The sequence below is a fragment of the Marcopretia estuarina LEGE 06307 genome (assembly GCF_056633115.1).
The window spans coordinates 230,102-256,677 of record NZ_JBSJOY010000005.1; the positions used below are offsets into that span (position 1 = coordinate 230,102).

The 26,576-nt window shown below is 68.4% G+C and carries 26 protein-coding genes and 1 tRNA gene; 11 read left to right on the forward strand and 16 right to left on the reverse strand.

What is annotated here, in order from left to right; all coding sequences use genetic code 11:
* Positions 1-113: 113 nt before the first annotated feature.
* From ACWJI3_RS12805 to ACWJI3_RS12830, 6 genes are all read left to right on the forward strand, one after another.
* Positions 114-377, forward strand: coding sequence for a hypothetical protein (locus ACWJI3_RS12805; RefSeq protein WP_094513001.1), 264 nt, complete (start codon positions 114-116; stop codon positions 375-377).
* A 25-nt stretch (positions 378-402) separates the two neighbouring features.
* Entirely contained in the window at positions 403-1,161 is a 759-nt protein-coding gene (msrA, locus tag ACWJI3_RS12810; RefSeq protein ID WP_094513000.1) for a peptide-methionine (S)-S-oxide reductase MsrA, read from the forward strand.
* A 72-nt stretch (positions 1,162-1,233) separates the two neighbouring features.
* On the forward strand, positions 1,234-1,590 hold the full coding sequence (locus tag ACWJI3_RS12815) for an MliC family protein (RefSeq protein WP_233133014.1): 357 nt from the start codon (positions 1,234-1,236) through the stop codon (positions 1,588-1,590).
* A gap of 5 nt (positions 1,591-1,595) precedes the next feature.
* Entirely contained in the window at positions 1,596-1,796 is a 201-nt protein-coding gene (locus ACWJI3_RS12820) for a hypothetical protein (protein WP_094512999.1), read from the forward strand.
* A gap of 2 nt (positions 1,797-1,798) precedes the next feature.
* On the forward strand, positions 1,799-2,164 hold the full coding sequence (locus ACWJI3_RS12825) for a hypothetical protein (protein WP_094512998.1): 366 nt from the start codon (positions 1,799-1,801) through the stop codon (positions 2,162-2,164).
* Between the two features lie 15 nt (positions 2,165-2,179).
* A tRNA-Pro gene (locus tag ACWJI3_RS12830) sits at positions 2,180-2,253 on the forward strand.
* A 203-nt stretch (positions 2,254-2,456) separates the two neighbouring features.
* Here ACWJI3_RS12830 and ACWJI3_RS12835 read toward each other — a convergent pair.
* The 5 genes from ACWJI3_RS12835 to ACWJI3_RS12855 all read right to left on the reverse strand — a co-directional run bounded on the left by ACWJI3_RS12835 (position 2,457) and on the right by ACWJI3_RS12855 (position 7,569).
* Positions 2,457-3,506, reverse strand: coding sequence for a CHAD domain-containing protein (locus ACWJI3_RS12835; RefSeq protein ID WP_480203866.1), 1,050 nt, complete (start codon positions 3,504-3,506; stop codon positions 2,457-2,459).
* A gap of 45 nt (positions 3,507-3,551) precedes the next feature.
* Positions 3,552-4,631 carry a magnesium/cobalt transporter CorA gene (gene corA, locus ACWJI3_RS12840; protein WP_480203867.1) on the reverse strand — a complete coding sequence of 360 codons (1,080 nt, stop codon included), beginning with the start codon at positions 4,629-4,631 and terminating at the stop codon, positions 3,552-3,554.
* Between the two features lie 295 nt (positions 4,632-4,926).
* The gene (locus ACWJI3_RS12845) at positions 4,927-5,958 is read right to left on the reverse strand and encodes a PstS family phosphate ABC transporter substrate-binding protein (protein ID WP_480203868.1); all 1,032 of its coding nucleotides are present in this window, start codon (positions 5,956-5,958) and stop codon (positions 4,927-4,929) included.
* Between the two features lie 218 nt (positions 5,959-6,176).
* Positions 6,177-6,431: a hypothetical protein gene (locus ACWJI3_RS12850; RefSeq protein WP_094512991.1), complete on the reverse strand. Its 255-nt coding sequence runs from the start codon at positions 6,429-6,431 to the stop codon at positions 6,177-6,179.
* 109 nt (positions 6,432-6,540) lie between these two features.
* Entirely contained in the window at positions 6,541-7,569 is a 1,029-nt protein-coding gene (locus ACWJI3_RS12855; RefSeq protein WP_480203941.1) for a 3'-5' exonuclease, read from the reverse strand.
* 180 nt (positions 7,570-7,749) lie between these two features.
* Between ACWJI3_RS12855 and ACWJI3_RS12860 the strand changes: the two genes are divergently transcribed.
* Together ACWJI3_RS12860 and ACWJI3_RS12865 are read left to right on the forward strand one after the other, a co-directional pair.
* Positions 7,750-8,217, forward strand: coding sequence for a peroxiredoxin (locus ACWJI3_RS12860; RefSeq protein WP_094513059.1), 468 nt, complete (start codon positions 7,750-7,752; stop codon positions 8,215-8,217).
* A gap of 35 nt (positions 8,218-8,252) precedes the next feature.
* Entirely contained in the window at positions 8,253-9,062 is an 810-nt protein-coding gene (locus ACWJI3_RS12865) for a DUF1350 family protein (protein WP_480203869.1), read from the forward strand.
* Here the strand turns inward: ACWJI3_RS12865 and ACWJI3_RS12870 are convergent.
* Both ACWJI3_RS12870 and acs read right to left on the reverse strand, forming a co-directional pair.
* A complete protein-coding gene (locus ACWJI3_RS12870) occupies positions 9,011-9,973 on the reverse strand; it encodes a hypothetical protein (protein ID WP_480203870.1) in 963 nt (320 codons plus the stop codon). The genes ACWJI3_RS12865 and ACWJI3_RS12870 overlap by 52 nt on opposite strands.
* Positions 9,974-9,994: 21 nt before the next feature.
* Complete coding sequence (gene acs, locus ACWJI3_RS12875) at positions 9,995-11,959, reverse strand: acetate--CoA ligase (RefSeq protein ID WP_480203871.1); 1,965 nt, start codon at positions 11,957-11,959, stop codon at positions 9,995-9,997.
* A gap of 886 nt (positions 11,960-12,845) precedes the next feature.
* Here acs and ACWJI3_RS12880 point away from each other — a divergent pair.
* Positions 12,846-13,496 carry an HAD family hydrolase gene (locus ACWJI3_RS12880; RefSeq protein WP_480203872.1) on the forward strand — a complete coding sequence of 217 codons (651 nt, stop codon included), beginning with the start codon at positions 12,846-12,848 and terminating at the stop codon, positions 13,494-13,496.
* A 92-nt stretch (positions 13,497-13,588) separates the two neighbouring features.
* Here ACWJI3_RS12880 and ACWJI3_RS12885 read toward each other — a convergent pair whose 3' ends face one another.
* Together ACWJI3_RS12885 and ACWJI3_RS12890 are read right to left on the reverse strand one after the other, a co-directional pair.
* The gene (locus tag ACWJI3_RS12885; RefSeq protein WP_480203873.1) at positions 13,589-14,815 is read right to left on the reverse strand and encodes a hypothetical protein; all 1,227 of its coding nucleotides are present in this window, start codon (positions 14,813-14,815) and stop codon (positions 13,589-13,591) included.
* A 50-nt stretch (positions 14,816-14,865) separates the two neighbouring features.
* The gene (locus tag ACWJI3_RS12890) at positions 14,866-16,335 is read right to left on the reverse strand and encodes an iron uptake porin (RefSeq protein WP_480203874.1); all 1,470 of its coding nucleotides are present in this window, start codon (positions 16,333-16,335) and stop codon (positions 14,866-14,868) included.
* Between the two features lie 276 nt (positions 16,336-16,611).
* On the opposite strand from ACWJI3_RS12890, the gene ACWJI3_RS12895 reads away from it, so the two are divergent.
* On the forward strand, positions 16,612-17,412 hold the full coding sequence (locus ACWJI3_RS12895; protein ID WP_094512986.1) for a prohibitin family protein: 801 nt from the start codon (positions 16,612-16,614) through the stop codon (positions 17,410-17,412).
* A gap of 59 nt (positions 17,413-17,471) precedes the next feature.
* Here ACWJI3_RS12895 and ACWJI3_RS12900 read toward each other — a convergent pair whose 3' ends face one another.
* Together ACWJI3_RS12900 and ACWJI3_RS12905 are read right to left on the reverse strand one after the other, a co-directional pair.
* Positions 17,472-17,855: a hypothetical protein gene (locus tag ACWJI3_RS12900; protein WP_480203875.1), complete on the reverse strand. Its 384-nt coding sequence runs from the start codon at positions 17,853-17,855 to the stop codon at positions 17,472-17,474.
* The gene (locus ACWJI3_RS12905; protein WP_480203876.1) at positions 17,852-20,380 is read right to left on the reverse strand and encodes a CPBP family glutamic-type intramembrane protease; all 2,529 of its coding nucleotides are present in this window, start codon (positions 20,378-20,380) and stop codon (positions 17,852-17,854) included. Before ACWJI3_RS12905 ends, ACWJI3_RS12900 begins: the two co-directional genes overlap by 4 nt.
* Before the next feature lie 148 nt (positions 20,381-20,528).
* Between ACWJI3_RS12905 and ACWJI3_RS12910 the strand changes: the two genes are divergently transcribed.
* Complete coding sequence (locus ACWJI3_RS12910) at positions 20,529-21,524, forward strand: sensor domain-containing diguanylate cyclase (protein ID WP_094512984.1); 996 nt, start codon at positions 20,529-20,531, stop codon at positions 21,522-21,524.
* A 58-nt stretch (positions 21,525-21,582) separates the two neighbouring features.
* Here ACWJI3_RS12910 and ACWJI3_RS12915 read toward each other — a convergent pair whose 3' ends face one another.
* The 5 genes from ACWJI3_RS12915 to ACWJI3_RS12935 form a co-directional block, all read right to left on the reverse strand.
* Positions 21,583-22,446, reverse strand: coding sequence for a helix-turn-helix domain-containing protein (locus ACWJI3_RS12915; RefSeq protein WP_480203877.1), 864 nt, complete (start codon positions 22,444-22,446; stop codon positions 21,583-21,585).
* 308 nt (positions 22,447-22,754) lie between these two features.
* A complete protein-coding gene (gene sds, locus ACWJI3_RS12920) occupies positions 22,755-23,726 on the reverse strand; it encodes a solanesyl diphosphate synthase (protein WP_094512982.1) in 972 nt (323 codons plus the stop codon).
* A gap of 23 nt (positions 23,727-23,749) precedes the next feature.
* Complete coding sequence (gene murI / locus ACWJI3_RS12925) at positions 23,750-24,583, reverse strand: glutamate racemase (protein ID WP_094512981.1); 834 nt, start codon at positions 24,581-24,583, stop codon at positions 23,750-23,752.
* On the reverse strand, positions 24,580-25,662 hold the full coding sequence (locus tag ACWJI3_RS12930; RefSeq protein WP_094512980.1) for an N-acetylmuramoyl-L-alanine amidase: 1,083 nt from the start codon (positions 25,660-25,662) through the stop codon (positions 24,580-24,582). The genes murI and ACWJI3_RS12930 overlap by 4 nt, the downstream gene beginning before the upstream one ends.
* Before the next feature lie 35 nt (positions 25,663-25,697).
* Positions 25,698-26,516: a carbon-nitrogen hydrolase family protein gene (locus ACWJI3_RS12935; protein ID WP_094513055.1), complete on the reverse strand. Its 819-nt coding sequence runs from the start codon at positions 26,514-26,516 to the stop codon at positions 25,698-25,700.
* Positions 26,517-26,576: the final 60 nt, after the last annotated feature.

Below are 26,576 nucleotides of genomic sequence, written 5' to 3' on the forward strand. Positions count from 1 at the left end.
TCAGCTGCCGCTGGCTGAACCAAAACGAGTTGTTGAACGGAGCAGACAACCTGCCCCGGGGCGGCTTAGCTGGGGGCCGGGATCTCCCGGCCGCCAACCGTTCCCTCGTCGTCATGGATCCCCTCAAGGGCTACAACCTGCGCTGCACCCTCACCTTCGGCGACATCTACGGGCAGGTGCTGGTGTGGATGCTGGTGATTTTCGTGAGCCTGGCGGCAGGCCTCGCCTTGATGGGCTCCAGCAAGCCGATCTTCGCCCTGGTGGGTGTGGGCGTGATCCTGGTGCTGTCGCTGCCCTTCCTGCTGTTTGCGTTCACCACCACGCTGCTGAACCACATCGCCCTGCTGCCGGCGGCGGACACGGAAACCCCTGCCTAGGCTCCGTTCAGCTTCCAACGACCCGTTGTTCGGACTCTTCACGACCGGCACCAGCAGCCCAAAGCAGCGGATCGTTTCCGCCACGGAGGCCCTACCCGGTCGGGCCACGCCGATCCCCACCGCTGAACGCCACGTGGTGCTGGGCACACCGCTGCAGGCACCGCTGCAGGCCCATGAACAGGAAGCCAGCTTCGGCTGCGGCTGTTTCTGGGGCGCGGAAAAGGGCTTCTGGCGCCTGCCCGGCGTGGTCACCACGGCCGTGGGCTACGCCGCCGGCCACACCCCCAACCCCACCTACGAGGAGGTGTGCTCCGGCCGCACCGCACACACCGAAGTGGTGCGGGTGGTGTGGGACACCCGGCGGGTCGATTTCGCCGATCTGCTCAAGCTCTTCTGGGAATGCCACGACCCCACCCAGGGCCTGGCCCAGGGCAATGACACCGGCAGCCAGTACCGCTCGGCGATTCTCTGCACCACGCCCGAGCAGCTGACGCTGGCCGAGGCCAGCCGCCGCCACTACCAGGAGCAACTCAGCGCCGCCGGCTTCCCGGCGATCACCACCGAGATCCTGATCCACAAGCCCTTCTATTTCGCCGAAACCCACCACCAGCAGTACCTGGCCCGCCCCGGCAGCCGCCCTTACTGCTCCGCCCGCCCCAGCGGTGTGCGGCTCACCGCCTTTGCCGGCGGCAACTTCCTGCTGGCGCCCGAGGTCTGGGCGCAGTACGACTGGTCGGTGCAGCACTGCGTGCTGCGCAGCTCCAACGAGCCGATCCGCCTTTGACCCAGCCTCTGGGCTGGCCCGAGCGGTTCGGCGGCCCTCCTCGACCCTTCGCTTCCACACTGGTTCTTCCCGATGACGACCGGACCCGCTGCCAGATCCGCTGCCAGCCTCCTGGCCGCCGGCCTCAGCGCCACCGTTGTGGTTCCGTTGATGCCGCCGGTTCTGGCGATGAGCTCCCCTTGGTGGGAGCACTACGAGATCCGCGAAAGTTTTCTCTGCCGCGACCAGGGACGCCTCGTGGTGGAGCGCAATGACGCTCAGGCCTCACTGATCAGCGGCGGTTCCCGCGCCACCTTGTTCCGGGAAACCTCGCCGCTGCCGGGGGTGCGCTACGGCGACGACAACCTGCGGTTGATCCTCAGAGGCGATGAGCTCACCGTGGAGCGGCTGCCGCAGCGCTTCTCCTGCTTCCGCACCGATCAGGCCTGACATCGATGGGTTCCCTCTCCGACCGCACAGTGATCGTGTCACTGCTCTGCACCCTGGGCCTGGTGTTTGCCCTGGTGTTCTGGTACGGCAAGCTCAACCCGGCGCCGGAGGCGCCGCTGCTGTGGAAGGAGGCGCCGCCATCGCGAAGCACCCCCGCCCCCGGGCTCGAGCCGCGCGTGCCCCGGGCCAACGGCAGCGTGATCTGAGCGTGGTCGATCCCCCAGGCGAGCCCCAGGGCAAGCGCAAGCTTCACCCCCTCCCCCGCGGCCTCGTGGAGCTCTACGGACTGCTGGCAGTCCTGTTCGTTCTGGTGCCGGAGTGGATGGCCGGGGGAGCGCTGCTGGGCCTGCCTGGGGCCTCGGCTGGCGACCCGATGCCCGTGCGGGCCAGCGCCTGGCGGCGGGTGCCGGAGCTGCGGCTTGCCTCCCTCTCCCTGGCGGAACTGCGCCACACGGCGCGCCGGCTGCGGCTGTGGGGCTATGCCGGTGCCCGCCGTGAACAGCTCAACGCCCGGGTGCTGCGGCGGCTCAAACGCACCAAGCACTGGGAGCGCTGGCTGCCACCGGAGCTGTGATAGTTTCCATCTCGCCGGGGCGTAGCGCAGCTTGGTAGCGCACCACTTTGGGGTAGTGGGGGTCGTGGGTTCAAATCCCGCCGCTCCGATCGGTCCACCTCCGTTCTGTCGTTGAACCAGCCTCAGGGCTCACCAACAGCAACACGAACGTTCTTCTACCGCCGGCCATCAGGCCGGCTTTTTTTTTGGCCATTCCGCCAGCTTCTCTCTCACGACCGCCAGCTGCGGCCGCTGCCACCGGCTTCAGGCGCAGTCGCCGGTTTGCTTGCTAAGCGAACATCCACCTCTCTCCTCAGGTCGCAGGCAGGCGACTGGCATCGAGCAGGATGGCCTGGAGCTCCTGGCGGGCGGCAGCGCCGTGGAGCGTGTCGGCCAGCTCGCGCCAACTTCGCCACTGCTGCGCCTGCTCCTTGGCGATCTCCGCCTCCAGCCCGGGCAGGCTGATTTCCGGCTGGCCGGGCCGCTGCGGATCGAACAGCCCCTCGATGAGCACCTGCAGGTCGTGCAGTTCGCCCAGGTGATCCTGGGCCTGACGCAGCAGGGCGATCCAGCGGCTCAGAGACGGCCCCACCAGCTCTTCGAGAGGCTCGAGGGTGTAGCGCAGGGCCTTGAGGCGCTTGCGCAGCTCGTGCAGGGCCGGCTCGTGCGGATCGGTGGCGAACCAGCCGTCATGCAGAAACAAGCTGGCGGAGGCCGCTGCCTGCCATTCGAGCAGCCAGCAGCGCAGCGGCTGCTCCCCCAGCGGGGTGAAGCGCGGCTGGGCCTGCCAGTGGTGCAGGCGTGCCAGCAGCTTCAGGTAGGGGCCACTGCGCAGCGCCTCCTCCAGCCCCTCAAAGGCCTGCCGGCGCTCCCGCTTCAACCGCTTCAGCACCGGCCGCAGGGCTTTCTGCTCCGCCGCTGGCAAAAGGGGCATCAAGCTGCCGTGCAGCCGCTGCTGCAGCACGTCGAGGTCGCGGGTGAGGCCGGTGTGGCGCGCCACCTTGGCAATGCGCCGATCGCTGATCGTGTCGGGCAGCACCAGCGCCGGGGCGAACTGCTGCAGCACCGTGCGCAGGCGCCTCAGGCTCACCCGCAGCTGATGCAGGGGTTCGGGATCGTGGTCGGCGAGCACGTCCGGTTGCAGCTTGCCCAGCCGGCGGGTCTGGCGCTGGATCAGCAGGGCGGCATGGGCGCCACTGCTGCTTAGCGGCTGCACCTCGACAGCAGCACCGTCTGCGTCGGCGGTGTTGTCACGTTCATCCGGCGAGCTGCCGCACTCGTCGTCGGTCGTGGGTCTGTCCGTCCTGTTGGTCTTCATGGTGTTGATCTCGGCATCCATCACGTCACCCATCACGCTCTTCATCACGGTGGTCCTCACGCTGTTCACCACGGGGCGGGAGCTTGCTTGTCAACGCCGGCCGGTTGTCCAGTCCTGGAACCAGCCGCGGCGCCACAGCCAGTAGCTCTGCAAAGCAGCCACCAGCAGCATGAACATCACAACTGCAGCGTAGCCAAAACGCCACTGGAGTTCCGGCATGTTGACAAAGTTCATGCCGTAGATCCCAGCGATGAAGGTGAGCGGAGCAAAGATGGTGGAAACGATGGTGAGAGTTTTCATCACCTGGTTCATGCGGTTGCTGATGCTGGCCATGTAGGCCTCCGTCACGGAGTCGCATTGGCGCCGCACTAATTCACACGCTTCAAAGATCAGCCCCACCCGTTGTTCCATGTCCTGGAAGCCATGCAGGGCATCGGGTCCGAGCAGGCGCTGGTTCTGACGCAGCAGCACCATGATCTGGTGGCGCAGGGGCCACACCTGACCCCGGATGTCACGCAGGGTGTTCCGGGCCGTGTAAGCACGGTTGAGCAGTGTGGGTTTGGGCCGCATCAATGCCGCTTCCTCCAATTGCTCCAGCAACTCCGAGAGTTGCTCCAACAGCGGAAACAAGGAATCCAGTAACTCGTCGATCAGGAAGTGGAGAATGTCGTCGAGATCTTCCTTGGCTGGAGCGGGATCCAGGCACGACAGCCAGTGCGTGAGTTCTGGAAAGGAGCTGGGCTTGGGCACCTCCTCGATGCTGATCAGCAGTGTGGGCAGCAACAGCAGCCCGATCTGCTCGCCGATCAGGCGGTCGGGCGTGTCGGCAAAGCTGAGGCGGTGCAGCACGGCCAGCACCATGTCGCCGGAGGAGTCGACCCGTGGTCGTTGGGGCAGATCCAGCAAGGGCGTTTGAAAGTGCTCCGGCACGCCGAGCCGGTCGAGCACCGAGCGGATCAGGGCCTGGTTGCCCATGCCCTGCACCCGCACCCACAGGGGCAGGCCGCGCTCCAGCAGCACGTTCAGCTCGTCGAGCTGCAGCCCGTCCCGTTCTTCCAGGCCCGAGGGGTGGAAACACAGCACCGACAGGCGCGTCGGCGCCCTGCCGCCATGGATGAATAACTGGCTGGGAAGCTGACCCGGCCGTTCGCCCAGGCGTCTGGAACGCAACCGGCCTGGATCGAGTCGGGTCATCCCTGCGTTCTAGCGGTCGTGGTGCCGCCAGGGAAAGGGGCCGGTGGTTGCAGCCATTGCTCCAGCCCCACCCCCGTGGCGAGCACGGCGGCCTGAATCAGCAGACACCAGCCGACCTGTGCGCGGCGTTCCCAGAGCAAACCGATCATCGGAGCAGCGCAAGGGTTGGCATTTCAGCGGTGATGGCGGCTGGCAGCTGCCTGCTGGGCCATGCCCCGGGGCCTGGGGCAGCACGCTGGCCGCCGGCGTTCCGGCGCCAGCGCCCCCGACCTCAGCGGGCCACCGGTTGGCGCAGCTGGCTGAAGCTGCGCGCCAGGGCCTGGCCGATCGTGAGCCCCACCGGCAGGTCTCCACCGAAGGAGGTGCCGAGCACATTGCGGTAGAGCTTGGTTTCCACCAGCCGGTAGGTGGCATCCGGCAATGGCACGAAGCGGGCCTGCTTCACGTATTGCGGGCCTTTCTGCAGGTAGAACTTCACGAAGCGCCGCACATCATCCTGCCCGCGCAACATGCTGTCGTTGATGTAAATGAACAACGGCCGTGACAGCGGGCTGTAGCGCTCGTTCTGTACGTTCACCACCGAAGGGCTCACCAGTCCCTTGCGGCCATTCACGGCCAGGGCCCGGAGCTTGGTGGTGTTGGAGGCATACCAGCCGAAGCCGAGGTAGCCGAGAGCTTGGGGATCCTTGGCGATGCAGTTCACCACCACGGCATCATCTTCGCTGCTTGTGTAATCACGGCGAGAATCGCTGGCGTTGCCGTTGATCGCCTTGTTGAAGTAGTCGAAGGTGCCCGAATCCTTGCCGGGTCCACAGAGGCGGATCGGTGTGGCTGGCCAGGCGGCATTCACCTGATTCCAGCGCATGATCTTGCCCTCGGCGCTGCGGCGCCACAACCGCGACAACTCCGTGGTGCTGATGGCCTTCGCCCAGGTGTTGCGCGGGTTCACCGCCACGGTGAGCGCGTCGAAGGCGATCGGCAGTTCGATGAAGTTGACCCCCCGGGCGGTGCACGTCTTCAGCTCTTCGCTGTTGATCGGCCGGGACGCGTTGCTGATCTGCACCTTGCCGGAGCAGAAATCGCGGAAGCCTGCACTGGTGCCCGTTTCCAGCAGCTCAAAGCGCACATTGGCGCCGGCGCTCGTGCCACGGAAGGCGCGGATCACGCCGCCGGTGATCGGGAAGACCGTGCTGGAGCCGCTGATCCGGATCGTTCCGCCCTTGGGGGGTGAGGGAGCGGAGGCTTCAGCGGAAGGGAGGGTCACGGAGCCTCCCACCAGGGCGGCAAGCAGGCAGAGCGCCATGCCGCTGCGCGCGCCTCTCCCGCCGCTGGTCCCGGAGTGCTGCGCGGGGCGGCAAGGGAGGGTGGATCGCCAGGGCATGGAGAAGGGAACCGAGCGCCTCACTCTGCGCAGAGCGGCATGGGGGGAGGATTAAGCGACGGTTAGGGCTTGGTCATCATCCGCCGCAGTTCTGCCAGGGCCCTGCCGATCCTGTGCTGACACCCTGCTCCTGGCCCCGCTCAGTTCAGGCGGGTGCGGGCCCGGTAGCCCCCCAGCCAGCGGTTCACACGCGGGCGCAGCGAAGGAGGAACTTCATGCAGCAGCTGGTCGAGCTCCAGGGCGCCGAGGCGCCGCAGGTCGCGCACATCCACATGCCAGAGCGCTTCGGCCTCGCGCACCAGCCGGGCCCAGGTGCGGGCCCGTTGCCAGCGGCGCAGTTGCCACCGTTTCGGCACCGGCGGGCCGGCGCCCTCAAGCAACCGGGGAATGGACATCCGATCACAGTGCTCTTTCACCAGCTTGTGTGGGCGTTGGCCTGATTGGGCGAACGCAACAGGAGACTTCCGCTTTGCCACGCACACTGCTCGCCGATTGACTGGCCGCTCAGGCGGCGGTGCTGTTGATCGGGTGGGCGATCGGGCTGCCGCTGCTGCTGCCAGCGAGGGGTTCCACGGGTGCTACGGGAAAGCCCAGGCCCGCTGCTTCCCGCTCGCTCAGGCGCCGGGTCCAGGCTTTGGGGATGGGGTCGTTCCAGCGGAAGCCGGCCTGCCGGGCGCGGTGGCGCTGCTCGTAGGGCAGCTGGGCCCGGTACAGACGCCGTGGCTCCAGGCCTGCCAGCAGCAGCTCCTCCAGGTCGTCGCAGCGGGAAAACACCTGGGCCAGGTAGATGCAGTCGGTGAGGGCCCGGTGCGCGGCCCACACCGGCACCCCATAGGCCAGCGCCAGATCCCGCACCGACGGCGTCGCCCGCAGCTGCCGCTCCGACGGCCAGCGCAGATCTTCCATGCTGCACAGCCAGGGTTTCGCCAGTGCGGGCAACACGCCCCGCCCGAACCACTGGCGGTCGAAGCTGGCGTTGTGGGCCACGATCACATCGGCGGCCTCCACCAACGCGCGGAAGTAGGCGAGCGCGTTGTCCCACGGTTGGCTCAGCCGGGTGACGGCAGCGGGGATCCCGTTGATCGGCGCAGCCGGATTGCTTTCGCAGGGAAGCAGGAAGGAGAGCTGGCTGAGAACGGCGCGGGTGGGGACATGGAAAAGGATGGCTCCGACCTCGATGCAGTGGTCCTGCTGCGGGTCCAGCCCGGTGGTTTCGGTGTCGAGGATCAGCAGCTGGGTGGGGCAGCCTGCCGCAGCACCGGCCGGCCGCTCCGCTGCCGCCAGGGGATCCGTGGTGGCGGCCAGGGGCGGCAGGCTGAGGCGTGGCTTGGCCGTGCTCGTGGGCTCCGCTGCAGGCGGTTCTGCAGCTGCAGGCCTGGAGGCGGAAGCGGGTGCAGCCACCGGCGCCGGCCTGGCGGGAGCCCTGGGTGCGGCCCCTGCTGCCGGGGCGGCTGCAACGAGATCCAGCAGGCTCACCTGTTCCCAGCAGCCGGGGGCCTGCGGGCCATCGGCCGGGTCGTGGCTCGACCCCATCGGCGCTGATTCCATCGGCGGTTCTGCCATCGGGAGGGACGCTGCGGGGCGGGTGCCATCGATCGATGGCCTGCGGCGGATGACCCTGGTCATGCCCAGGTTGCTGCCATGTTCCCAGCCCGCAGCCGTCCCGCGCCAGTGGGCCGCGTTCCTAGGGTCGGGCCAGTTGCAATGGCGTGCGTGGCCCGTGCCCTTCAGGTGGGTGATCCGATCCCTTTGATCGCCCTGACCGACCAGGACGGGGTGGAGCGCCGCAGCGACCAGCTCGGCGGCCGGCCGCTGGTGCTGTTCTTCTATCCCAAGGACGACACCCCGGGTTGCACCGCCGAAGCCTGCGCCTTCCGCGACAGCGAGGCCGAACTGGTCGCCCTTGGCGCTGTGGTCTGGGGCGTCAGCGGTGATGACGCCGGCAGCCACAGCCGCTTTGCCGCCCGCCACCGGCTCACCTATCCCCTGCTGGTGGATCAGGGCAATGCCCTGCGCCAGGCCTTCGGTGTGCCCGGCGCCCTGCTCAACCTGCTGCCTGGCCGTGTCACTTACGTGATCGATGGCGATGGCGTGGTGCGGCACATGTTCAACAACCTGCTCGATGGGGCCGCCCATGCCCGTGAGGCCCTCACGGCGCTGCGGCGGCTGACGGTGGCCTGAGTGGACGCGCCCGTGCAGCCTCACCGGGCCGACCCATGAGCCGCTGGCAGCAGCAGGGCCCGCTCTGGAGCCTCGCCCCGCCCACCGCTGAAGCCTTTCCCGGTGGCGCGCAGGTTCCGCCCATCGGCGTGGTGGAGTTCATCGGCGGCACGGTGCTGGCGGCCAGCCCCCAGCTCAGCTACCGCCGCCTGCTGGAGGCGCTGGCGCTGCGGGGGCTGCTGGTGCGCGCCTGGAGCTACGTGCCCGGCTTCGATCACCAGGCGCAGGCCACCGAGGCCTGGCGCTGCTTCCGGGCGGCCCGCAGCACGGCCACTGCTCGTCCCAATCCTGGTGTCGCTCCCTCCGCTACGGCCCCGTTGCCGGTGCTGCGGCTCGGCCACAGCCTGGGCTGCAAGCTGCACCTGCTGGCGCCCGATGGCGGCCGCGGTTGCCGTGGTCTGGCGGCGATGAGCTTCAACAACTTCTCCGCCGATCGCTCCATTCCCCTGCTTGCCGACCTCGCCCCCCGCCTGGGCCTGCGCACCGAATTCAGCCCTTCACCGGAGGAAACCCTGCGGCTGGTGGGCCTGCATTACCGCCAGCCGCGCAACCTGCTGATCCGCTTCGGCACCGATGCACTCGACCAGAGCCGGCGGTTGATCGGCGTGCTGCAGCAGCGGCCTGATGACGCCTCCACCCTGCTGGAGCGGCCTGGCGATCACCTCACACCCGCCAGTGCCGGCCTGCGTCAGAACCTGCTGGGAGCCTGGGCCGATGACCCGGCCCGGCAGCGGCAGATCGATCGGCTGGCCGATCAGCTCACCGACTGGTGGCTGTGCCCGACCAGCCAGGACTCCCGCAGCTGAGCGAGAGGCTGCTCCACCCAGGCCCAGAAGTCCCAGCTCGGAGCAAAGAGATCGAGGGGCATGGCTTCCCCCTGCGCCCAGGCGTGCCAGAACGCCTCAGGATCCAGCGCCCCGTGCGCTGATCGGGCCACGTCGTTGAGCTGGGTGTCGAGATGCCAGGAGAAGATCGCCGGCAGCACGTGCCCGGAGATCGGATGCCGCGGATGCATCGCGGCGGTGAAGGTGGACACCAGGATTTCGCCGTGGGGCGTGGTGTCGTAGCCGGTGAGCACGTGGCAGGTGTCGTGGGGGGTGGTGAAGCGTTCGTTGAGAGCCCCCGGCTCCCCCGGCATGGCGTAGCCGTTGTGCTGGAAGTGGTCGTGGAAGGCACGCCCGAGCCGGTCGTGCGGGAGTGTGCCCAGTGCCCGGTACCGAGCCGCCAGGGCCGGATCCGCCCCTTCTCCCTGGTACGGCTGCAGCCAGGCGGCGATGTCGGCTTCCGCGCTCCAGGGGGAGCCCGTCAGGGAGCTGAGGTTGTTGCGGGCCATCAGAGCCAGCGCCTCCTGCAGATGCCCCTGGGCGGCAGCGGCGATCTCCTCCATCGAGGCGGTGTGGATGCCGAGAGCCGCCGCGTAGGCCAGCACCCGCTCGATGCGCCCCGGATCCAGCCGGTCGCCGAGGAAGGCCATCACCGTGAGGAAGCGGATCGCCTCCAGGCGCAGGGCCGCCGGCTGCAGGGCCGCGGCCAGCAGCGCCGGGCTGGTGGGTGGAAGCGGGCGTGGCAGTCCTTCAGCCCCGAGCCGGAAGATCCAGTGACCGGCCGCCGCCACCGCGGTCGCCGCGGCCGGCGGCAGTTCTCCGCCGCAGCCGCCCACATCCGCCATGGCGGCGAGGATGGCCAGGGATTCCTCCCGGTTGCTGGGGATCCGCATGTCGGGGTTCCGGTGTGGCCCTCAGACCCGCAGGGCATCCAGCACGGAGCGGTCTTCCAGGGTGCTGGTGTCGCCGCTCACTTCTTCGCCGGCCGCCAGGGCGCGCAGGATGCGGCGCATGATCTTGCCGCTGCGGGTCTTGGGCAGGGCATCGGTGAAGCGGATCTCGTCGGGGCGGGCGATCGGGCCGATCTCGGCGCCCACGTGGCGCTTCAGCGCGGCGATCAGGGCCTCGTCGCCGCTGGTGCCCGCATCCAGGGTCACGAAGGCCACGATTCCCTCCCCCTTGAGGTCGTCGGGCCGGCCCACCACGGCGGCTTCGGCCACGGCCGGATGGCTCACCAGGGCGGATTCGATCTCCATCGTGCCCAGCCGGTGCCCAGACACGTTGATCACGTCATCGACGCGGCCCATCACCCAGAAATAACCATCGGCATCGCGGCGAGCGCCGTCCCCGGCGAAGTAGACCCAGCTGCCGTCCGCCGGCCGGATCGCTTCCCAATAGGTTTTGCGGAAGCGTTCCGGATCGCCGTGGATGGTGCGCAGCATCCCTGGCCAGGGGCGCCGCACGGCCAGGTAGCCCCCCTCATCCACATCAGCACTGTTGCCGTCCATGTCCACCACATCGGCCACGATGCCGGGCATGGGCAGGGTGGCGGAGCCTGGTTTGGTGGGTGTGGCACCCGGCAGGGGGCTGATCATCACCCCGCCGGTCTCGGTCTGCCACCAGGTGTCCACCACCGGGCAGCGGCCATGGCCGATCACCTCCCGGTACCACATCCAGGCTTCCGGGTTGATCGGTTCGCCCACGGTGCCGAGGATGCGCAGGGAGCTCATGTCGTACTGGTCGGGCACCTCACGGCCGTTCTTCATGAAGGCCCGGATCGCAGTGGGCGCCGTGTAGAAGATCGTGACGCGGTGCTTCTGGATCACTTCCCAGAAGGCGCCGGGCTTGCTGGGCCGTGGTGCGCCTTCGTACATCACCGTGGTGGCACCGGCCGAGAGCGGCCCGTACACGATGTAGCTGTGGCCCGTGATCCAGCCCACGTCGGCTGTGCACCAGTGGATGTCGTCCTCGCGGATGTCGAACATCCACTGGAAGGTGATCTGGGCCCAGAGGTTGTAACCGGCGGTGGTGTGCACGATGCCTTTCGGCTTGCCGGTGGAGCCTGAGGTGTAGAGCACGAACAGGCGGTCTTCGCTGGCCATCGGCTCGGCGATGTGCTCGGCGCTGGCCGGCTCCACCCGGTCGTGCCACCAGTGGTCGCGCCCCTCGGTCATGGCGGTGGGGGTGCCCGTGCGCTTCACCACCAGCACGTGCTCCACGCTGGGGCAGCCTTCGGCGAGGGCCTGGTCGACCGCCGGCTTGAGCGCCACCGGCTTGTCCTTGCGGAAGCCGCCATCGGCGGTGATCACCGCCTTGGCCTGGCCATCGATCAGGCGGTCACGCAGCGCTTCGGCCGAGAAGCCGCCGAACACCACCGAATGGGGAGCGCCGATGCGGGCGCAGGCCAGCATGGCGATGGCCGCTTCCGGCACCATCGGCATGTAGAGCGCCACCAGATCGCCCTTGCCGATGCCGAGGCCCAGCAGGGCATTGGCGGCCTTGCACACCTCGGCGTGCAGTTCGGTGTAGGTGAACCGCCGCTCATCGCCGGGTTCCCCCTCCCAGATCAGTGCCGTCTTGTGGGCGCGGGGGCCATCCAGATGGCGATCGAGGCAGTTGTAGGCCACGTTCGTGGTGCCCCCTTCAAACCAGCGGGCGAAGGGCGGGTCGCTCCAGTCGAGAACGCTCTCGAAGGGCTGGAACCAGTGCAGGGCTCCCCGCGCCTGCTCGGCCCAGAAGGCGTCCGGGTCGGTGTCCGCTGCCTCTGCCAGTTGCCGGTAGGCCGCGAGGCTGCCGACCCGGGCGCTGGCAGCGAGGGCGGCGGGGGGCTCGAACACCCGGCCTTCCTGCAGCACGGATTCGATCGTGACCTCGCTCATCGCCATCGGTACCAGGGCCCCCCATTCAAGCGGCCGCTGGTGGCGTTGCCGTTCTGGCGTCGCACGGGCTGGATTTCAGCAACACGCGGCTGCTGTTCGCCGGACTCTCTATTCGTTGCGCTGGTCGTTGCGCTGGCTTGACTGAAGCTCCACGTTGACTTCAACAAATTCTCGCGTTGAGCCTCGACGTGGCTTCCCCTTTCGTCCTCACCAGTTAGGGAAGCTCTGGGCAACACCGAACAGCAAAAAGGAGCGGTGGCGAAGTGTGCAGATTGAACGGTTTTGTGCGTGGCACGTCGTGAATCGGGCAATGTCCGCTGATTTTGGAATGATCTTGGCTTCAACTTGTCACCAGCAGGATCCGGTAAGGACCGGCGCTTGCCGGGGCGCATGGTGAACCAAAACTTGCTGGCCTTGTCCTCCATCTCTTCTCGTTGCTCATTTCCTTGGTGGCCAGCGTCCGCATACGCCACCTCCTCTTCACCAGGCTGCAGATCTGCTACTGGGTGAGTTCGTCCACATTGGCGGTTACGTCCAACTGGCGGATACGTCCACATTGGCAGCTAGTGATGCGCGCCGGCTGTTGCAGCGCAGCGCAGAAAGGGCAAGCTTGGAATGCTGGAACGTGATGATCACGCTCCAGGTGGCAATGCTCAGGAAAGATCATTTTTTGTCAGGAAAGATCATTCTTTGTCAGGACAGATCGTCTGCTCGCCTTGCTGCTGAACCCCAGGAAGCGCCTCTGCTGGAGGATTCGATATCCATCACCCAGGTGATTCCTCTGCGGCGGCGCTTCCCCAGCGCAGGGCCGCTGCTTTCCACCTGCGCAGGCCCTGATGCCCCGCCAGCCTGGGCGACTGGTCTTGGTAGCTGGGAAGATGGCGCCATGACCCGTCCCGCGGCCTGCCTGTTCGATCTCGACGGTCTCCTGCTGGACACCGAACCGCTGCATGCCCAGGCCTGGCAGGCCGCCGCCGCCCACTTCGGCCGCAGTCTCCGGCCGGAGGAAGTGCTGGCCCTGCGTGGTCGCCGGCGCCTCGATTGCGCCGATCAGGTGCGCCAGTGGATCCATCAGAGCGGTGGGCCTTCCCTGAGTAACGCTGAGCTGCTGGAGGTGCGCCAGCCGATCGCTGAGGCCCTGTTGCCGCAGGCCGCAGCCATGCCGGGTGCCCAGGCGCTGGTGGAGCGTTGCCATGCCCTGGGCATACCCATGGCCCTGGCCACCAGCAGCTCCCGTGAGGCGGTGACCCTCAAGAGTCAGCCCCATGCCTGGCTGCAGCTGATCGAGCGGCGGGTGCATGGCGATGACCCGGAGCTCCTTGCTGGCAAGCCGGCCCCCGATGTCTTTCTGCTGGCCGCCCGCCGCCTCGGTGTCGACCCCAGTGACTGCTGGGCCTTTGAGGATTCGATCGCCGGTGCTTGCTCGGCCCAGGCGGCAGGCTGCCAGGTGCATGTGCTGTTGCCCGACGATGGGGTCTGCGCCCAGTACCCGCCCGAGGTGATCTGTCTGCAGTCGTTGGCGGAGCTGCGGCTCTGAGCCTGTGGAAACCCGGAGGTGCGGGGACGGTTGAGCGGTGGTGCAGGTGGTGTCGGTGATGCCCGTGGCGCGGCCCCGGGACGGCTCCACGCTCAGGCCGGCGGGGCCGGTGGCCTTTTCTTGTCTGTCTCGATCCGCTCCACCAGCTTGAGCATCCATGAGCCGGCCCGGCCCGTTTCGCCCAGTCGCTGCTTGAGCTCCAGCAGGGCGGCCGCCCGCTGCTCCTCCCGTTCGCCCTCGGACGGAATCGCATCGCGGTACGGAATCTGGGTGCGCTGCTGCAGCCACTGGCCAAGGGCGCGTGGATCGGCGGGATCCCTGATCGCACTTTCAAGCGTGAGGGGTTTGCCCTCGGAGCGCAGCCCCTGCAGCTTGTACCAGCGGTCCCCGTCGCTGTCGGTGCTCTCCACCAACTCCAGGGCGTCCAGCTGGGCCACCTCACGCACGGAGCGGCCGAAGCGGCGCTGCACCACCAGCTGGTGGCGCTCCAGGCGCAGCTCGCGCCGGCCCAGCAGCAGCCAGACCGTTCCCCAGCCGCAGCCCAGTGCCGGCAGGGCCAGGAAGGCCACCACTGGCCACAGGGATGGGTCGGCCAGGGCTGACCGGCCCAGCAGGCCCAGCAGCGCCAGCAGCAGCAAGGTGATCACGGCCGTGATGGCCGTCTGACGCCGCCGGATGCGGAGCGTGGGCACCAGCAACGGGGCGTCGCAGAACGCGGCCTCCAGCTCCTGCCATTGACGCGGCAGCTGGGCCGTCAGCGGCTGGGGCAAATCAGTGGCCACCGGATCCGCCGGCGCTGCTGGATCGAGAGCGAAGGCTGCGTTCAATGCGGCGGCGGCCTGCTCCCGTTCGCCAGCGGTGCCCAGCCGCGTGAGTTCGATGACCCGGTTCTCGAGTTCTGCCACCAGCGCACTGGGCTGCTGGTGGCGGCTGCGCACCGCGCAGCGGCGGATCTGGCCCACCCCGATGCGCTGCCGGCGCACGAACGGGCCCAGCCGCGTGTGCAGCGTCAGCACATCGTCGGTGACAACCAGCCGCTCATCGGCCCAGAAACAACGCAGCCATTCGCGTATCGCCATCACCCCGCCCAGGGTCCAGAGGCTCACCCACAGCAGCAGGAAGGCGGTCACCGCTGCGGCCTTCCCCACGCTCATGTCCATCGGGCCGGCCCCGGTCCACTCCCGCAGCAGACGGCTGAGCGTGAACAGCGCGAACACTTCCCCGGCCGCCCAGCCGCCCAGCCAGAGGGTGAGGAAGCCCCCCACCGCGAAGCGCGCGGGGCCGCGGGGGCGGAAGTGAAAGGTGAGCGTGGCGGGCATGGCCGTGGGTCGCGCGTGGATTCGCCGGCGTGCGGTCTGGCCGGTCGGGTTCAGAACTGGAAGCTGGTGGTGATCAGGGCGCCGAACTGGCGGAACTGCTCTCCTGCGGGGGTGTCAGCGCCGAGCGGCCGGCTGAGCAGAAACAGTGCCGGGGTCACGGCAATCCTGTCGCTGACCTGCAGCCTGTACCACCATTCGGCCACCAGATTGCTGTCCTGGCCGTCGCCGCCGCCGACCAGCCGCGTGGCCACGATCGGTTGCCCCACGGCCATGCCGAGCACATTTCCCTTGCCCAGCACGTCGCTCCACTGGAGGCCCACCGCCCATGACTGGCTGGTGGCCACGAGGCCGTTGCTGCCCCCAGTGCCACTGTTGCTCAGCCCACTGCTGAGGCCGCGGCTGGAATAGATGGTGCTGTTGAGGCCCCAGCCGGCGCTGATCGAGGGCCACCAGCCCGCCCGTGACGGCTGCCAGTAGCCGCTCAGGCCGAAGGCCTCCGTGGTGCCCGGGACGCTGAGGCTGGCGGTGGTGAAGGGGCTGGCGGCACCGATCAGGCCGTTGGTGTTCTGCAGGCGGGTGTACACCGCCGCCACGCCCCAGGCCTTGTGCCCGTAACCCACCTGAACGGTGCCGGTGGCGCCGGCGTTGGCGGTGCCGAACCCCCCCTGGCCCGCATTGCCGGCATTGCCACTCGCGGCCACGTAGTTGGCGCTGATGCTGAAGCCCCGGCGGGCCCACCACAGGCCAACGCCTGCCCCCAGGTTCTCGCTGTAGGCGGCTGGAGTCCCGGCCAGGGTGAACAGGTCGAGCACGGCTGAAGCCGGGTAGACGCTGGGCCAGAGGGCGAGCATGTCGTCCTGCTCGACGCGGCCGCCGATGGTGGCGGTGAAGCCCGCCCCCAGGGGGAACTGATAGAACGCGCGATCGATCGCCAGCGCGTTGCCGCAATTGCTTACGTTGAAGCCGCAGTTCTCCTGAAACGCGGCGGCGAGGGTGGAGAGGTTGCTGGGCCCGGCGCCACCGAAGCTGCTGGAGGCGAGGTTGCCCGCCCGCAGCGTGGTGCGCAGCAGGTCCTTGCCGTTGAAGCTGGTGTCGGCGATGAGCTGCAGGTCGTAGCTGAAGCTGGCGGCACCGAAGGTCTGCCGGTTCTGCTGTACCAGCCCTGCGGCGGAGCCACTGAAGGCGTTGGTGCCCAGCACGAAGCTGGCCTGGCCGCTGAGGGTGGTGGTGGTGGAGAACGCGGCGGCTTCCAGCGCCCGCAACCGGGCCTGCTCGTTGCCGAGCTGCCCCTGTAACACGGCCAGTTCGGCGGCGAGCTCGTGCTGCAGTCGCTGCAGGTCGCCTGTCGCCGGCGCCCGTTGCTGAAGGCAGGCCTGCAGCATGGCGGCCGCGTTCCAGCGGCTCAGGGCCCGCTGACCCCCGGCTGTTGTCGGCAGTCTGTTGGTGCGGCACCCCCGCGATGCCATCAGGTCCGTCAGGGCCGCCTCGGTCCGGGCGATGGTTTCGGACGGGGCGGCCACAGGAGCCGCCTCCACAGGAGCTGCGGTCGCCGGCGCCCCTGCTGCCGAAGCCACAGCAAGCGACCACGGAACGAGGCTCAGCAGGCCAAGCGGGACGGGGCGCGGCACCGGAGGCAGCACTGTGACGCCCATCATCGGCGGTTGTTCAGGTCAACGCTTCCCTTTGCTCAGCGCCTGCCGGTATTGGCAGCCTGCCGGCGGCGGGATCCCGGTTTCCTGCTTCGCACTCCCGCCACAGGCTCCCCCTAGGGTGCGCACTCCCCACGCCCCACCACCATGCAAGGCTCGATGCGACCGGCCGGTGATGGCCCGGGCGCCATGTTTCAGCTGCTGATCGCCGGGGCCGTGGCGCTGCTGATCCTCTTCACCCAGACGATCTTCATCGTGCCGGCCGGCAACGTCGCCGTGGTCACCACGCTCGGCAAGGTGACCGGCAACCAGCGCGACCCAGGCCCCAACCTCAAGATCCCCTTGATTCAGGCCACCTCGTTCTTTGATGTGCGCACCCAGGTGCGGCCGGAGCAGTTCTCCACCCTCACCAAGGATCTGCAGGTGATCGAGGCCACCGCCACGGTGAAGTACGCGATCAAGCCCAGCGAGGCGGCCCGCGTGTTCGAAACGATCGCCACCGATAACTCCCAGATCTATCCGCGGGTGATCCAGCCCTCGTTGCTCAAGGCGCTCAAATCGGTGTTTTCCCAGTACGAGCTGGTGACGATCGCCACCGAATGGAACGACATCTCCGCCCTGGTGCAGGAGAAGGTGGCGGAAGAACTCAGCAAGTTCAACTACGTGATCGTGCAGGGCCTCGACCTCACCGGTCTGCAGATCGCCGAGGAATACCGCGCCGCCATCGAACAGAAACAGATCGCCGAGCAGCGGCTGCTGCGCGCCCAGACCGAAGTGAAGATCGCCGATCAGGAGGCCAAGCGCTACCAGATCCTCAACTCCAGCCTCGATGACCAGGTGCTCTACAAGCTGTTCCTCGACAAATGGGACGGTCAGACCTCGGTGGTGCCCGCCCTGCCCGGCACCGCTCCAGGCGGTGGCACACCGGTGATCGTCAGGGGGCGCTGAAGCCTTCTGAGCCCCCGTCAGCACACACTCAGCCGTCTGCGCCCCGCGCCAGCCCTCACTCAGCTGACGGCGTCGCTGTGACAGGGCGGCGTGAGACCGGGGAGCTGGAATTCCAGAAACCAGAGAAATTCCCGCGACCGCCAGCCCAGATCGAAGGGAGCGGTGGGCTGCCAGTCGTGCCGCTCCAGCCCGAACGCCTCCTGCAGGTAGGCGGGCACCAGCGCTTCAACCTCGTCCTGGCCTTCAGCTTCCTGCTCCTCGAACAGGCGGTCGAGATAGAGCGCGGCGAAGATCCCCTGCTCCTCGTCGACCACCACCACCTCAAAGGGGCCATCGGCGGCGGGCAGCGGGTTCACTTCGAAGAATTCATCCCGCTCCAGGGGGTCGGTGGGCGCCTGCTCCATCAATGTGGCCAGGGCCTGCTTGAACCGTTCGAGGGTCATGGGGCCACCGGCCTGGGGGCCTCCATCCTCAACCGCAGGCGTCCGCCCAGGGGCCATAGCCACAGGGTCACGGCCAGCCAATGGATCAGCACGGGCGGCCACAGCGAGCCGCTGAGTAGGAAGACGCCCGCGCACACGGCGCCGAGCCAGCTGCAGGAGAGCAGGAAGGCCGGATCACGGAACAGCTGCCGCCCCGGCCGGTACCAGGTGGCGCCAGCCAGTGGGTGGTAGGCCACGAACAGCCCCACGCTCAGGGCGCCCCAGGCCAGCGACGACCAGGGCCCCACCCCCTCCATTGCGGCTGCCGGCAGCAGGGCGGCGCGGAACACCGCTTCCTCCCCCAGCGCTGGCATCAGCAGCAGCAGCGGCGCCTGGCGCAGCAGTGGCCCCAGCGGTCGCCAGCGCCAGCCCTGCCGCAGCAGGCCGCTGCGCCGCGCCAGCGGCAGGGCCACCAGTGCGTACAGCAGCATTCCCAGCGCCGCCACCAGCCCATTGCCGCCCAGCAGCGGCGTGCTCACCGCATCGGAGAGCCGCCGCAGCGGCACCGACAACCAGGGCCACTGGCCGAGCAGCAGCGTGGGTGCCAGCGGCAGCAGCTCGGGGTCGCGGCCCGGCACCTGGTTGGTGCGTTGGAACCACAGCTGCGAGCCGTTCTGGAGGAACACGCGGGCGTTGTCGTCATGGCCGCGGCGGGGCAGCATCGAACGCCAGCTGAGCAGGGCATCGCGCACGCTTTCCCCGCGCACGAAATGCTGCTCACCGCTGGTGAGCGTGTCAGCGCCGGCCACCACTGCCGCGTTGCGCACCCAGTCGGAGCGCACCATGCCGAAGGGAGTGAGCAGGTCGTCGAGCGACCGGCCCAGGGCCAGCAGCCGCTCGAAGCGCCGGCTGTCGCTGTCGTTGGGATGGGCGCGCCACCAGGCCATCAGCCCGGGATCGGCCAGCACCTGCTGGCGCAGCCGTTGCAGGGCGATGTAGAGGGTCTGGCTGGAATCCTGCACGCAGGAGGTGGCCGGCGTCACCGACGACAGGCCCGTGCCGTCGCCGCTGCGGTAACGGGCCATCATCACGTTGGCCTGCACCCCCAGTTCGTCGAGCAGGGAGAAGCGGCGGGGGCCGAGCTGCACGTCGCTGAACAGGTCCTGACGGATCAGCACATCGGAGATCGGTCGCAGCCACAGCCAGCCCCGCTGCAGATCGCCGCTGTAGGCACTCCAGTCCTGGGTGCCGGCCACGATGCCGTTGGGGTTGTTGGCATAGATCTGGTGAAAGCGGAGCGCAAACAGCGGCTCACCGCTGAAGGGGTCGCGCCCCAGTTCGGCGTCGCCGAAGGCGAAGTGGCCGGTCACGGTCCCGGCCACGATCGCTTCGCCAGCGGGGCCGCCGATGCCGCCGAAGCTGTGGATCAGCAGGCCCCGCTCGCCCAGCTGCCAGCTGCCTTCTCCCCCCACCTGAACCCGTGAGAAGCGGCCCTTCCGCTCGGGGGTGCGGGCCCAGTTGCGGTGCAGCACGTAGTCGAGGCCGGCGCCGCGGCCCTGCACCAGCTGATCGGCCTGGGGCTGCAGCAGAGCCCGGGGCAGCAGTGCCTGGGCCGTGAACAGGCCGCTGGCATCGGGCGCGCCGTACACCAGCCAGCCGGCGGCGCCGATCGGATCCCCCACCAGGCCATCCGGGTTGAACAGCCGGCGCCCATCGCGATCAGGTGGCTGCCGCGGAATCCGCACCACGTCCAGCGGGCCGCTGAATCCGCCCTGGCGCCGATCGAAGTGCCGCACCTCGAAGCGATCGCCGTCGGGGTTCTCGGTGGCGGCGGCTGGTTGCAGCAGTTGCACCAGGGCCACATAGCGCCCGGTGATCTGCACCGGCGGCTGGGCGATCGCCAGGCCGGGGCTGCCGGTGGGGCTGGTGGTGAGCTCCACCTCCTCCAGCCGCACGATCACGTCGTCGTGGGGGCGAGCCCCGGCCAGCGATTGCAGCGGACCCACGCCGCGGCGGCCATCGAGCCGCTGCGGCAGCACGTTGCCGGCAGCGATCGCCGCATGGGCCGCCGCATCCAAGTGGATGTCGGTGCTGACGGTGCGCACCATGGCCTGCAACAGCGGCCGCTCCTGCCAGCCCAGCCGCAGCCGCTGGCCCACCAGTTTCTCGTGCTGGGGAGGCGCGTGCTGCACCTCCAGCCACACCCAGTCAGCGCCGGGATCCTGGGCGCTTTGACCCTGACCGGCGGGATCTGCGGCGCGCGCCTCCGGCAGGATCAGCCGGCCGATCCAGGCGCCGTTCGGCTTGTAGAGCGCCGGATCAGGACGCTGATCAAGGGGGTAGTGATCTGGGCGGTTGAAGGGTTGCTCCCAGGCCAGGGCGTAGCTGGACGGCCCGGTCGCCGCCTGCGCCGACTGAAGCATGGGCAGCAGAACCGCCAGCAAGGCCGCCAGAACAGCGGCGAGACCGGCGGAGAAACCAGCGGCCAGGGTCGCTGCCCTTCTGGCGCTGGGCAGGGGCCGCAGCCGGCGCGTTCGGGGAGGCACGACGGCTACCGGGGGGAGAGCCGAGGTTACGGGAGCCGCTTGGGTGCTGTTTTGCATACCAGTCGGTTGCCAAGCCCACTGGCTCAGGGCGTGACGCAGCCTGGCCTGGCTACAACAGAGGCAGGAGCTGTCTGCGCGTGGCCTTGCAATGTCCCCCTTCCCCGACTACCCGGTCCCCGTCGATGAACTCCAGCGGTTGCGCTCGCTGGAGCGCCACGACCTACTCAATCATCGCAAGGATCCGCACCTCGATCGCCTGCTGGAGCTGGCCACTGAGTTGCTTGACACACCGATCGGCCTGATCTCCCTGATCGATACCGACCGCCAGTGGTTCATCGCCCGCCAGGGGCTGGAGATCGACGAGACACCGCGCAAGATGGCCTTCTGCGCCCATGCCATCGCCGGCAACGGCGTGCTTGTGGTGCCCGATGCGCTCGAAGACCCGCGCTTCAACACCAATCCCCTCGTGCTGGAGGAGCCCAGGATTCGCTTCTATGCGGGCGCACCGCTTACCTCTGAAGACGGCCACAACCTCGGCACGCTGTGCGTGATCGACCGCAAGCCTCGCCAGCCCAGCGATCAGCAGATCCGTCTTCTGGAGCGCATTGCTGAATTGGCGATGCGGGAAATCGAGATGCGCCGCCAGTCGCTGCATTGCCCGATCACCCATCTGCTGGGGCGCAGCCTTTTCCTTCAGCTCGGCGAACTCGAACTGAGGCATGCGCGGGAGCGCCAGGTGCCGTTGTCGTTGGTGATTCTCGACATTGACAACTTCCGGATGATCAACAGCCGTTCAGGCCACAAGGCGGGCGATGAGGTGCTGGTGAAAGTGGCCGATCTCTGCCGCAGCCACGCCGCGGACCAGGACCTGATCGGACGGGTGGGCGACGAGGAATTCGCGATTCTGCTGATCAACAGCACCGATGAGCAGGCCACCTGGTTGGCGGAAAGCGTGCTGGAGGGCGTCCACCATATTGGTGTGTCGTCCTTCCACAGCGAGCAGCAGATTCACCTCAGCGGTGGAGTCACCACCATGAGCGACACCGACGCCGATTTCGCCAGCCTGTTCCAGCGGGCAACAAAAGCCTCAGAACTGGCCCGGATGAACGGTCGCGATCAGATTGTGGCGATGGAAAGGGAATGAAGGCCGCTCCGCCCCAGCAACCCTGCGGAGGTGCCCCTTGGGGGGTGGCTTCTTGTGCTCAGGGAGGCGGAGCGGACGGATCCGCTGCTGAAGTCTTGAAGGTGCGCCACTGCACCTGTTCGATCGAACCGAGGCGTTCAGCCGGTTTGCCTTCCAGACGGGCCGTCACCAGGTCGGGGCGCCCGGCCAGCACCTTGAGGCCATCGCCGAGCGGAAAGTGGCGCTCCCCCTTGAAGGTGCCGCGGAACACCACCTCCTCGCCGGCAGGGCCGCCCACCTGACGCACTTCCAGCCAGCTGGGGGCACTACTGCTCAGCAGCAGATCGCCAGGAGCTGGCGGCACGGCCACCGGGGCCACCATGGCAGGGGCTGGTTCGTTGGCCGGGGGCTCGGGCCGTGCAGGGGAGGGGGCAGCCGGCTGCGCGGAAAGCCGTGTCTGGAGGGTGCCGGCATCGAAGCGCCGCCAGCCCCACACCAGCGCCGATCCAGCGCCCACGATCAGAGCCATCACGGCAATGGAACGGACCATCACGCCTGCGGCGGCGGTCTTGGCGGACCCTGGCGCCGTCTGCTGTGTCGTTGAGGTGCTTGGGTCCAGGCAGCGGTGGGTGAGGCCACTTTTCTGCAGGTTGCGCAGCGGCTGCAACAACGGCGCCACATCCAGCCCGAGCACCCCGGCCACGCGCTGCGCTTGGGCAATCACATACACAAGCTCGGGCAGGGCGGCACGGTCGCCGGCTTCAAGCGCGTTCAACTGCTCCTCGCGGAAGAACAGGCGCTTGGCAAGCTCCGGCAGGGCAATGCCCTTGGCCTCGCGTGCTTGACGGAGCTGGGCTCCCAATGCGCCCAGTGCATTAGCCGCGGCCTGATCCTCGGCGTCCACGTCGGGCACGGGTTGGTTGGAGGGACTGCCCTCGCTCATGGTGTGGATCTCTGAGAGGGGGAGGTCAGAGGATTTGTAGCTCGAAATGGTGCTGATTGATGTCCATGGGAGGGTTCCTTTTCAGCATGGGTAAAGCTGCCCGCCAATCGCTAGCAAAACGTGAGAGATCTTGTGGCTTTGAATCTTCACACCTCCCTGATTTTGAAGCAGCCTGTGTGAAGGAGAACTGGCTTCTCGGTGAATGGATCCATCCCTCGTGCAGCAACCTGCTCTGGCCATTGCATGAGAGCAGGTCAAACGGCCGTGCGATTCGGCGGAGCAAGCCCACTCAGCTCGGCAAAGCGCGCTCAATAGAGGCGGCTGAGCACGAAGTCCGGCAGGGCCTTGAGGGCGTCGCTGGAGGCGGAAGGCGGTAGCCACTGGAGCGCTTCGCCGGCCTCTCGGGCAAAACCTTCGGCCAGCGTGCGCGACCGGGGGATCGCTTCGCAGCCCCGCACCAGCTCCAGCGCCTGATCGAGGTCGCCGGGTTCGCAGAGCTCTCGCTCGATCAGCCCGGCCAGGGGCGGACGTTCCTCAAGGGCGAAGAGCACCGGGGCCGTGAGGTAGCCGGCGGCCAGATCGCTGGCAGCAGGCTTTCCCAGTTGCTGATCGCTGCCGGTGAAGTCGAGGATGTCGTCGACCACCTGGAAGGCCAGGCCCAACTGGCGGCCGAAGCGGTAGAGCTGATCGAGGCGATCGACCGGCAGGTTGCTCAGCACCCCGGCGGCGCGGGCGCTGTTGGCGATCAGCGAGGCAGTTTTGCAGTAGCTCTTTTCGAGGTAGGTCTCGAAGCTCTGGCCGGTGTCGTAGCGGAACAGACCCTGACGCACTTCGCCGTCGGCCAGGTCCATGATCACGCGCGAGAGCAGCTTCACCACATCGAGGTCGTCGAGGTTGGCGAGGTGCCAGCTGGCCTGGGCGAAAAGGAAATCGCCCGCCAGCACCGCCAGGCGATTGTTGAAGCGGCTGTGGACCGTGTCCACGCCGCGGCGGGTGGAGGCCTCATCGACCACGTCGTCGTGGACGAGGGAGGCGGTGTGAATCATTTCGGTGATCTCAGCCAGGCGCCGGTGCCGGCTGGAGAGCTCACCATCAGGGCTGAGAGCCCGTGAGAGCAGCAGAACCACGCCGGGGCGGATCCGTTTGCCACCGGCACTGAAGAGGTGCTCAGCTGCAGCCTGGAGGATCGGGTGGCCGGCGCCGATCAGGCTGCGCAGATCGCTCAGCAGAGTTTCGAGGTCGTTCTCGACCGGCTGGAGCAATTGCGCGACCGTGGCCATGACCCCTGCTCAGTGGATGGATCCTAGAAGGCCTGGATCGGCGCTGAGAGCGCCACCTGCTCCACCACCGGCCGCCAGCCCAGCCAGGGCATGGCGGCACGGGCGAAGGCCTCCGGATCGCCGGTCACGCAGAAGCGGCTGCCACTGGCCAGTGCGGGAGACGGGTGCAGGCCGCAGCGCTGCGGCAGCGGCGCCGGCGTTCGGCCGATGCAGACCGACAGGCGCGCCACGGCGGCCTCGGCCGGATCCACCAGCACCACGTGCTGGGGCAGCAGCTCCCGCAGCAGGTCTTCCAGCAGCGGGTAGTGGGTGCAGCCAAGCACGACGGTGTCCACATCGGCGGCCAGCAGGGGCTTCAGATAGGTGTGGGCCGCCTCGCGCAGCTGCGGGTCGGTGAGATCACCCCGCTCGATCAGGGGCACGAAGGCGGGGCAGCCCACTTCCACCACCTTGATGAACGGACGCACGGCGCGCAGGGCGCGTCCATAGGCGCCGCTGGCTGCGGTGGCCGGCGTGGCCAGCACGCCCACCCGTTCCCCCTGCACCACGGTGGCAGCACTGTCGATCAGACCCAGCACCGGCACCTCGCGGCCGGCAATGGCCTCCACCACATCAAGGGCCAGGGCATGGGTGGTGTTGCAGGCCATCAGCACCACATCGACCGACTGCAGCTGCAGCCAGCTCACCACCTCGGCGGCAATCGAGCGGATCTCCCCCCTGGAGCGCTCGCCATAGGGCACCCGAGCGGTGTCGCCCAGGTAGATGTAGGGCTGGTCGGGATGCCGCTCCACCAGGCGGCGCAGCACGGTCAGGCCGCCGAGTCCGCTGTCGAGCAGGCCGATGCGTCGCTTGCTCATCCGCCCCCCAGGTAACGCAGGATGCCGCGGGTGATGGCCTGGGCCAGCCGCTGGCGGTGTCCCGCATCCGCCAGCCGGGGGGAATCCAGATCGCCTGTCACGAAGCCGGTTTCCGCCAGCGCCGCGGGCATCACCGTCCGGCGGATCACGAAGAAGCGGCCGGTCTTGACGCCGCGGTCGGGGCTGCCGGGTGAAACCCGCAGCATCTCCTCCTGCACGGCCTCCGCCAGCGCCCGCGACTGAGCGCCCTGGAAGTAGAAGGTTTCGATGCCGTTCACATCCGGCCGGGCCATGCTCAGGGCGTTGGCGTGGATGCTGAGGAAAGCCTGGGCACCGCTGCTGTTCGCCAGCGCCACCCGCGGCGGCAGGTCGACGTCGATTTCGGAGGTGCGCGTCAGCACCACCTGCACACCCTTGCTCTGCAGCAGCTGGGCCACCTGCAACGAGATGTCGAGCACCACATCGGTTTCCCGCAGCCCGCCGATGCCCACGGCGCCCGGGTCGGGTCCGCCGTGGCCCGGATCGATCACCACCCGGAAGCGGCCGCGCGGCACTGCGGGCATGCCGCCGGTCGAGGGGAGGGGGCGGCTGCCGCCGAAGGGAGTCGGCCGTACCCAGCCTCCGCCTGCCACCTCCACGTTGCCTTCGCCGAGGGTGGAGATCAGCCGGTTGGAGCCCAGCCCGGTCAGCTCGAGGCGCCAGCGGTCGCGGGCGGTGCCCACCAGGCGCATGTTGCGCGGATCGAGCTGGGTGCCTGGGGCGAATTCGAGCACAAGGCGGGTGGTGCCGGGATCGGGCTTGCCGATGCGCACCTCGCGCAGGGCGCCGCTGCCGCGCAGGGTGCGAGGCCGCACCGGGGCGCCGGGGAGGTCGATCCACACCCGAGGACCCTGGGCGCCCCTGCCGCTTTCGTAGAAGGCCTGCAGGGAGATTGAGGGCGAGGTGCGCAGCTCAAGCACCCCATCCCGGCTGACGCGCCAGGCGGCCAGGGCGCTGGCGGCGTGGGCCGGCAGAGAGGCCAGCAGCAGGGCAGACGGCGCGAGCGTGGCGAGGGCGATCGCGCGGCACGACGCCCGCAGCGTGGTGAGCAGTGACGGGCAGGGCTTCCCCAGGGTCAGAACAGCGAAGGACGGCGGTGGTTCAGGCTCGGCATCTGGGTGCGAACCCGTTGGCCATGATCAGGGTCGACCGGCGCCACCGCCAGCCCGGGGGAAATTCCCGCATCCGCCAGCACCGTGCCCCATGGGTCGATCACCAGGGCGTGGCCATGGCTCTGCCTGCGGCCGTAGTGCAGGCCGGTCTGGGCCGGTGCCATCACGTAGGCCGTGTTCTCGATCGCCCGCGCCTGCAGCAGCACCTGCCAGTGGTCCTTGCCGGTGAAGGCGGTGAAGGCGGCCGGAATCATGATGAGTTCGGCACCAGCACCGGCTAGGTGGCGGTAGAGCTCGGGAAAGCGGACGTCGTAACAGATCGAAAGTCCGATGCGGCACAGGCCCGGCACATCCACCACCGGCGGCAAGGTTTCGCCCGCTTTGACCGTTCCCGACTCCCGATAGGTGTTGCCATCGGGAAGATCCACGTCGAACAGGTGGATCTTGTCGTAGCGGGCCAGCAGCTGGCCTTCGGTGCCCACCAGCTCTGCGCGGTTGAAGGTGGCCCGCTCCCCGGCCGGCACCGGATAGCCGCCGCCCAGCAGAGTCACCTGGTAGCGCCGCGCCATCGTCACCAGAAAGCGGCTGCAGCGTTCGGCCAGGCTGCCCGCCAGCTCCAGCCGCCGCTCGTCGTTGCCCATGAAGGCGAAGTTCTCGGGCAGCCCCACCAGATCGGCGCCGCGCCGGGCCGCCAGATCGATCAGCTCCTCGGCGGCCGCGAAATTGGACTCCGGATCGGGCGTGCTGGTGAGTTGCAGAGCAGCGGCCAGGAAGCTCGTCACCATGAGCAGGGAAGAGGTCGGCGGAACTGTAAGGGAGCTGCCTTCCGGCACCGGAACGGG

Bases quoted from the DNA above. Each gene is read 5' to 3' on its own strand.
- ACWJI3_RS12820 (WP_094512999.1), top strand. From the start codon at position 1,596: ATGGGTTCCCTCTCCGACCGCACAGTGATCGTGTCACTGCTCTGCACC.
- ACWJI3_RS12880 (WP_480203872.1), top strand. From the start codon at position 12,846: ATGACCCGTCCCGCGGCCTGCCTGTTCGATCTCGACGGTCTCCTGCTG.
- ACWJI3_RS12815 (WP_233133014.1), top strand. From the start codon at position 1,234: ATGACGACCGGACCCGCTGCCAGATCCGCTGCCAGCCTCCTGGCCGCC.
- murI (WP_094512981.1), bottom strand. From the start codon at position 24,583: ATGAGCAAGCGACGCATCGGCCTGCTCGACAGCGGACTCGGCGGCCTG.
- sds (WP_094512982.1), bottom strand. From the start codon at position 23,726: ATGGCCACGGTCGCGCAATTGCTCCAGCCGGTCGAGAACGACCTCGAA.
- acs (WP_480203871.1), bottom strand. From the start codon at position 11,959: ATGAGCGAGGTCACGATCGAATCCGTGCTGCAGGAAGGCCGGGTGTTC.
- ACWJI3_RS12835 (WP_480203866.1), bottom strand. From the start codon at position 3,506: ATGAAGAGCGTGATGGGTGACGTGATGGATGCCGAGATCAACACCATG.
- ACWJI3_RS12865 (WP_480203869.1), top strand. From the start codon at position 8,253: ATGAGCCGCTGGCAGCAGCAGGGCCCGCTCTGGAGCCTCGCCCCGCCC.
- ACWJI3_RS12850 (WP_094512991.1), bottom strand. From the start codon at position 6,431: ATGTCCATTCCCCGGTTGCTTGAGGGCGCCGGCCCGCCGGTGCCGAAA.
- ACWJI3_RS12885 (WP_480203873.1), bottom strand. From the start codon at position 14,815: ATGCCCGCCACGCTCACCTTTCACTTCCGCCCCCGCGGCCCCGCGCGC.
- ACWJI3_RS12805 (WP_094513001.1), top strand. From the start codon at position 114: ATGGATCCCCTCAAGGGCTACAACCTGCGCTGCACCCTCACCTTCGGC.
- ACWJI3_RS12900 (WP_480203875.1), bottom strand. From the start codon at position 17,855: ATGACCCTCGAACGGTTCAAGCAGGCCCTGGCCACATTGATGGAGCAG.
- ACWJI3_RS12855 (WP_480203941.1), bottom strand. From the start codon at position 7,569: ATGGGGTCGAGCCACGACCCGGCCGATGGCCCGCAGGCCCCCGGCTGC.
- ACWJI3_RS12915 (WP_480203877.1), bottom strand. From the start codon at position 22,446: ATGAGCGAGGGCAGTCCCTCCAACCAACCCGTGCCCGACGTGGACGCC.
- ACWJI3_RS12845 (WP_480203868.1), bottom strand. From the start codon at position 5,958: ATGGCGCTCTGCCTGCTTGCCGCCCTGGTGGGAGGCTCCGTGACCCTC.
- ACWJI3_RS12910 (WP_094512984.1), top strand. From the start codon at position 20,529: ATGTCCCCCTTCCCCGACTACCCGGTCCCCGTCGATGAACTCCAGCGG.
- ACWJI3_RS12870 (WP_480203870.1), bottom strand. From the start codon at position 9,973: ATGCGGATCCCCAGCAACCGGGAGGAATCCCTGGCCATCCTCGCCGCC.
- ACWJI3_RS12895 (WP_094512986.1), top strand. From the start codon at position 16,612: ATGCAAGGCTCGATGCGACCGGCCGGTGATGGCCCGGGCGCCATGTTT.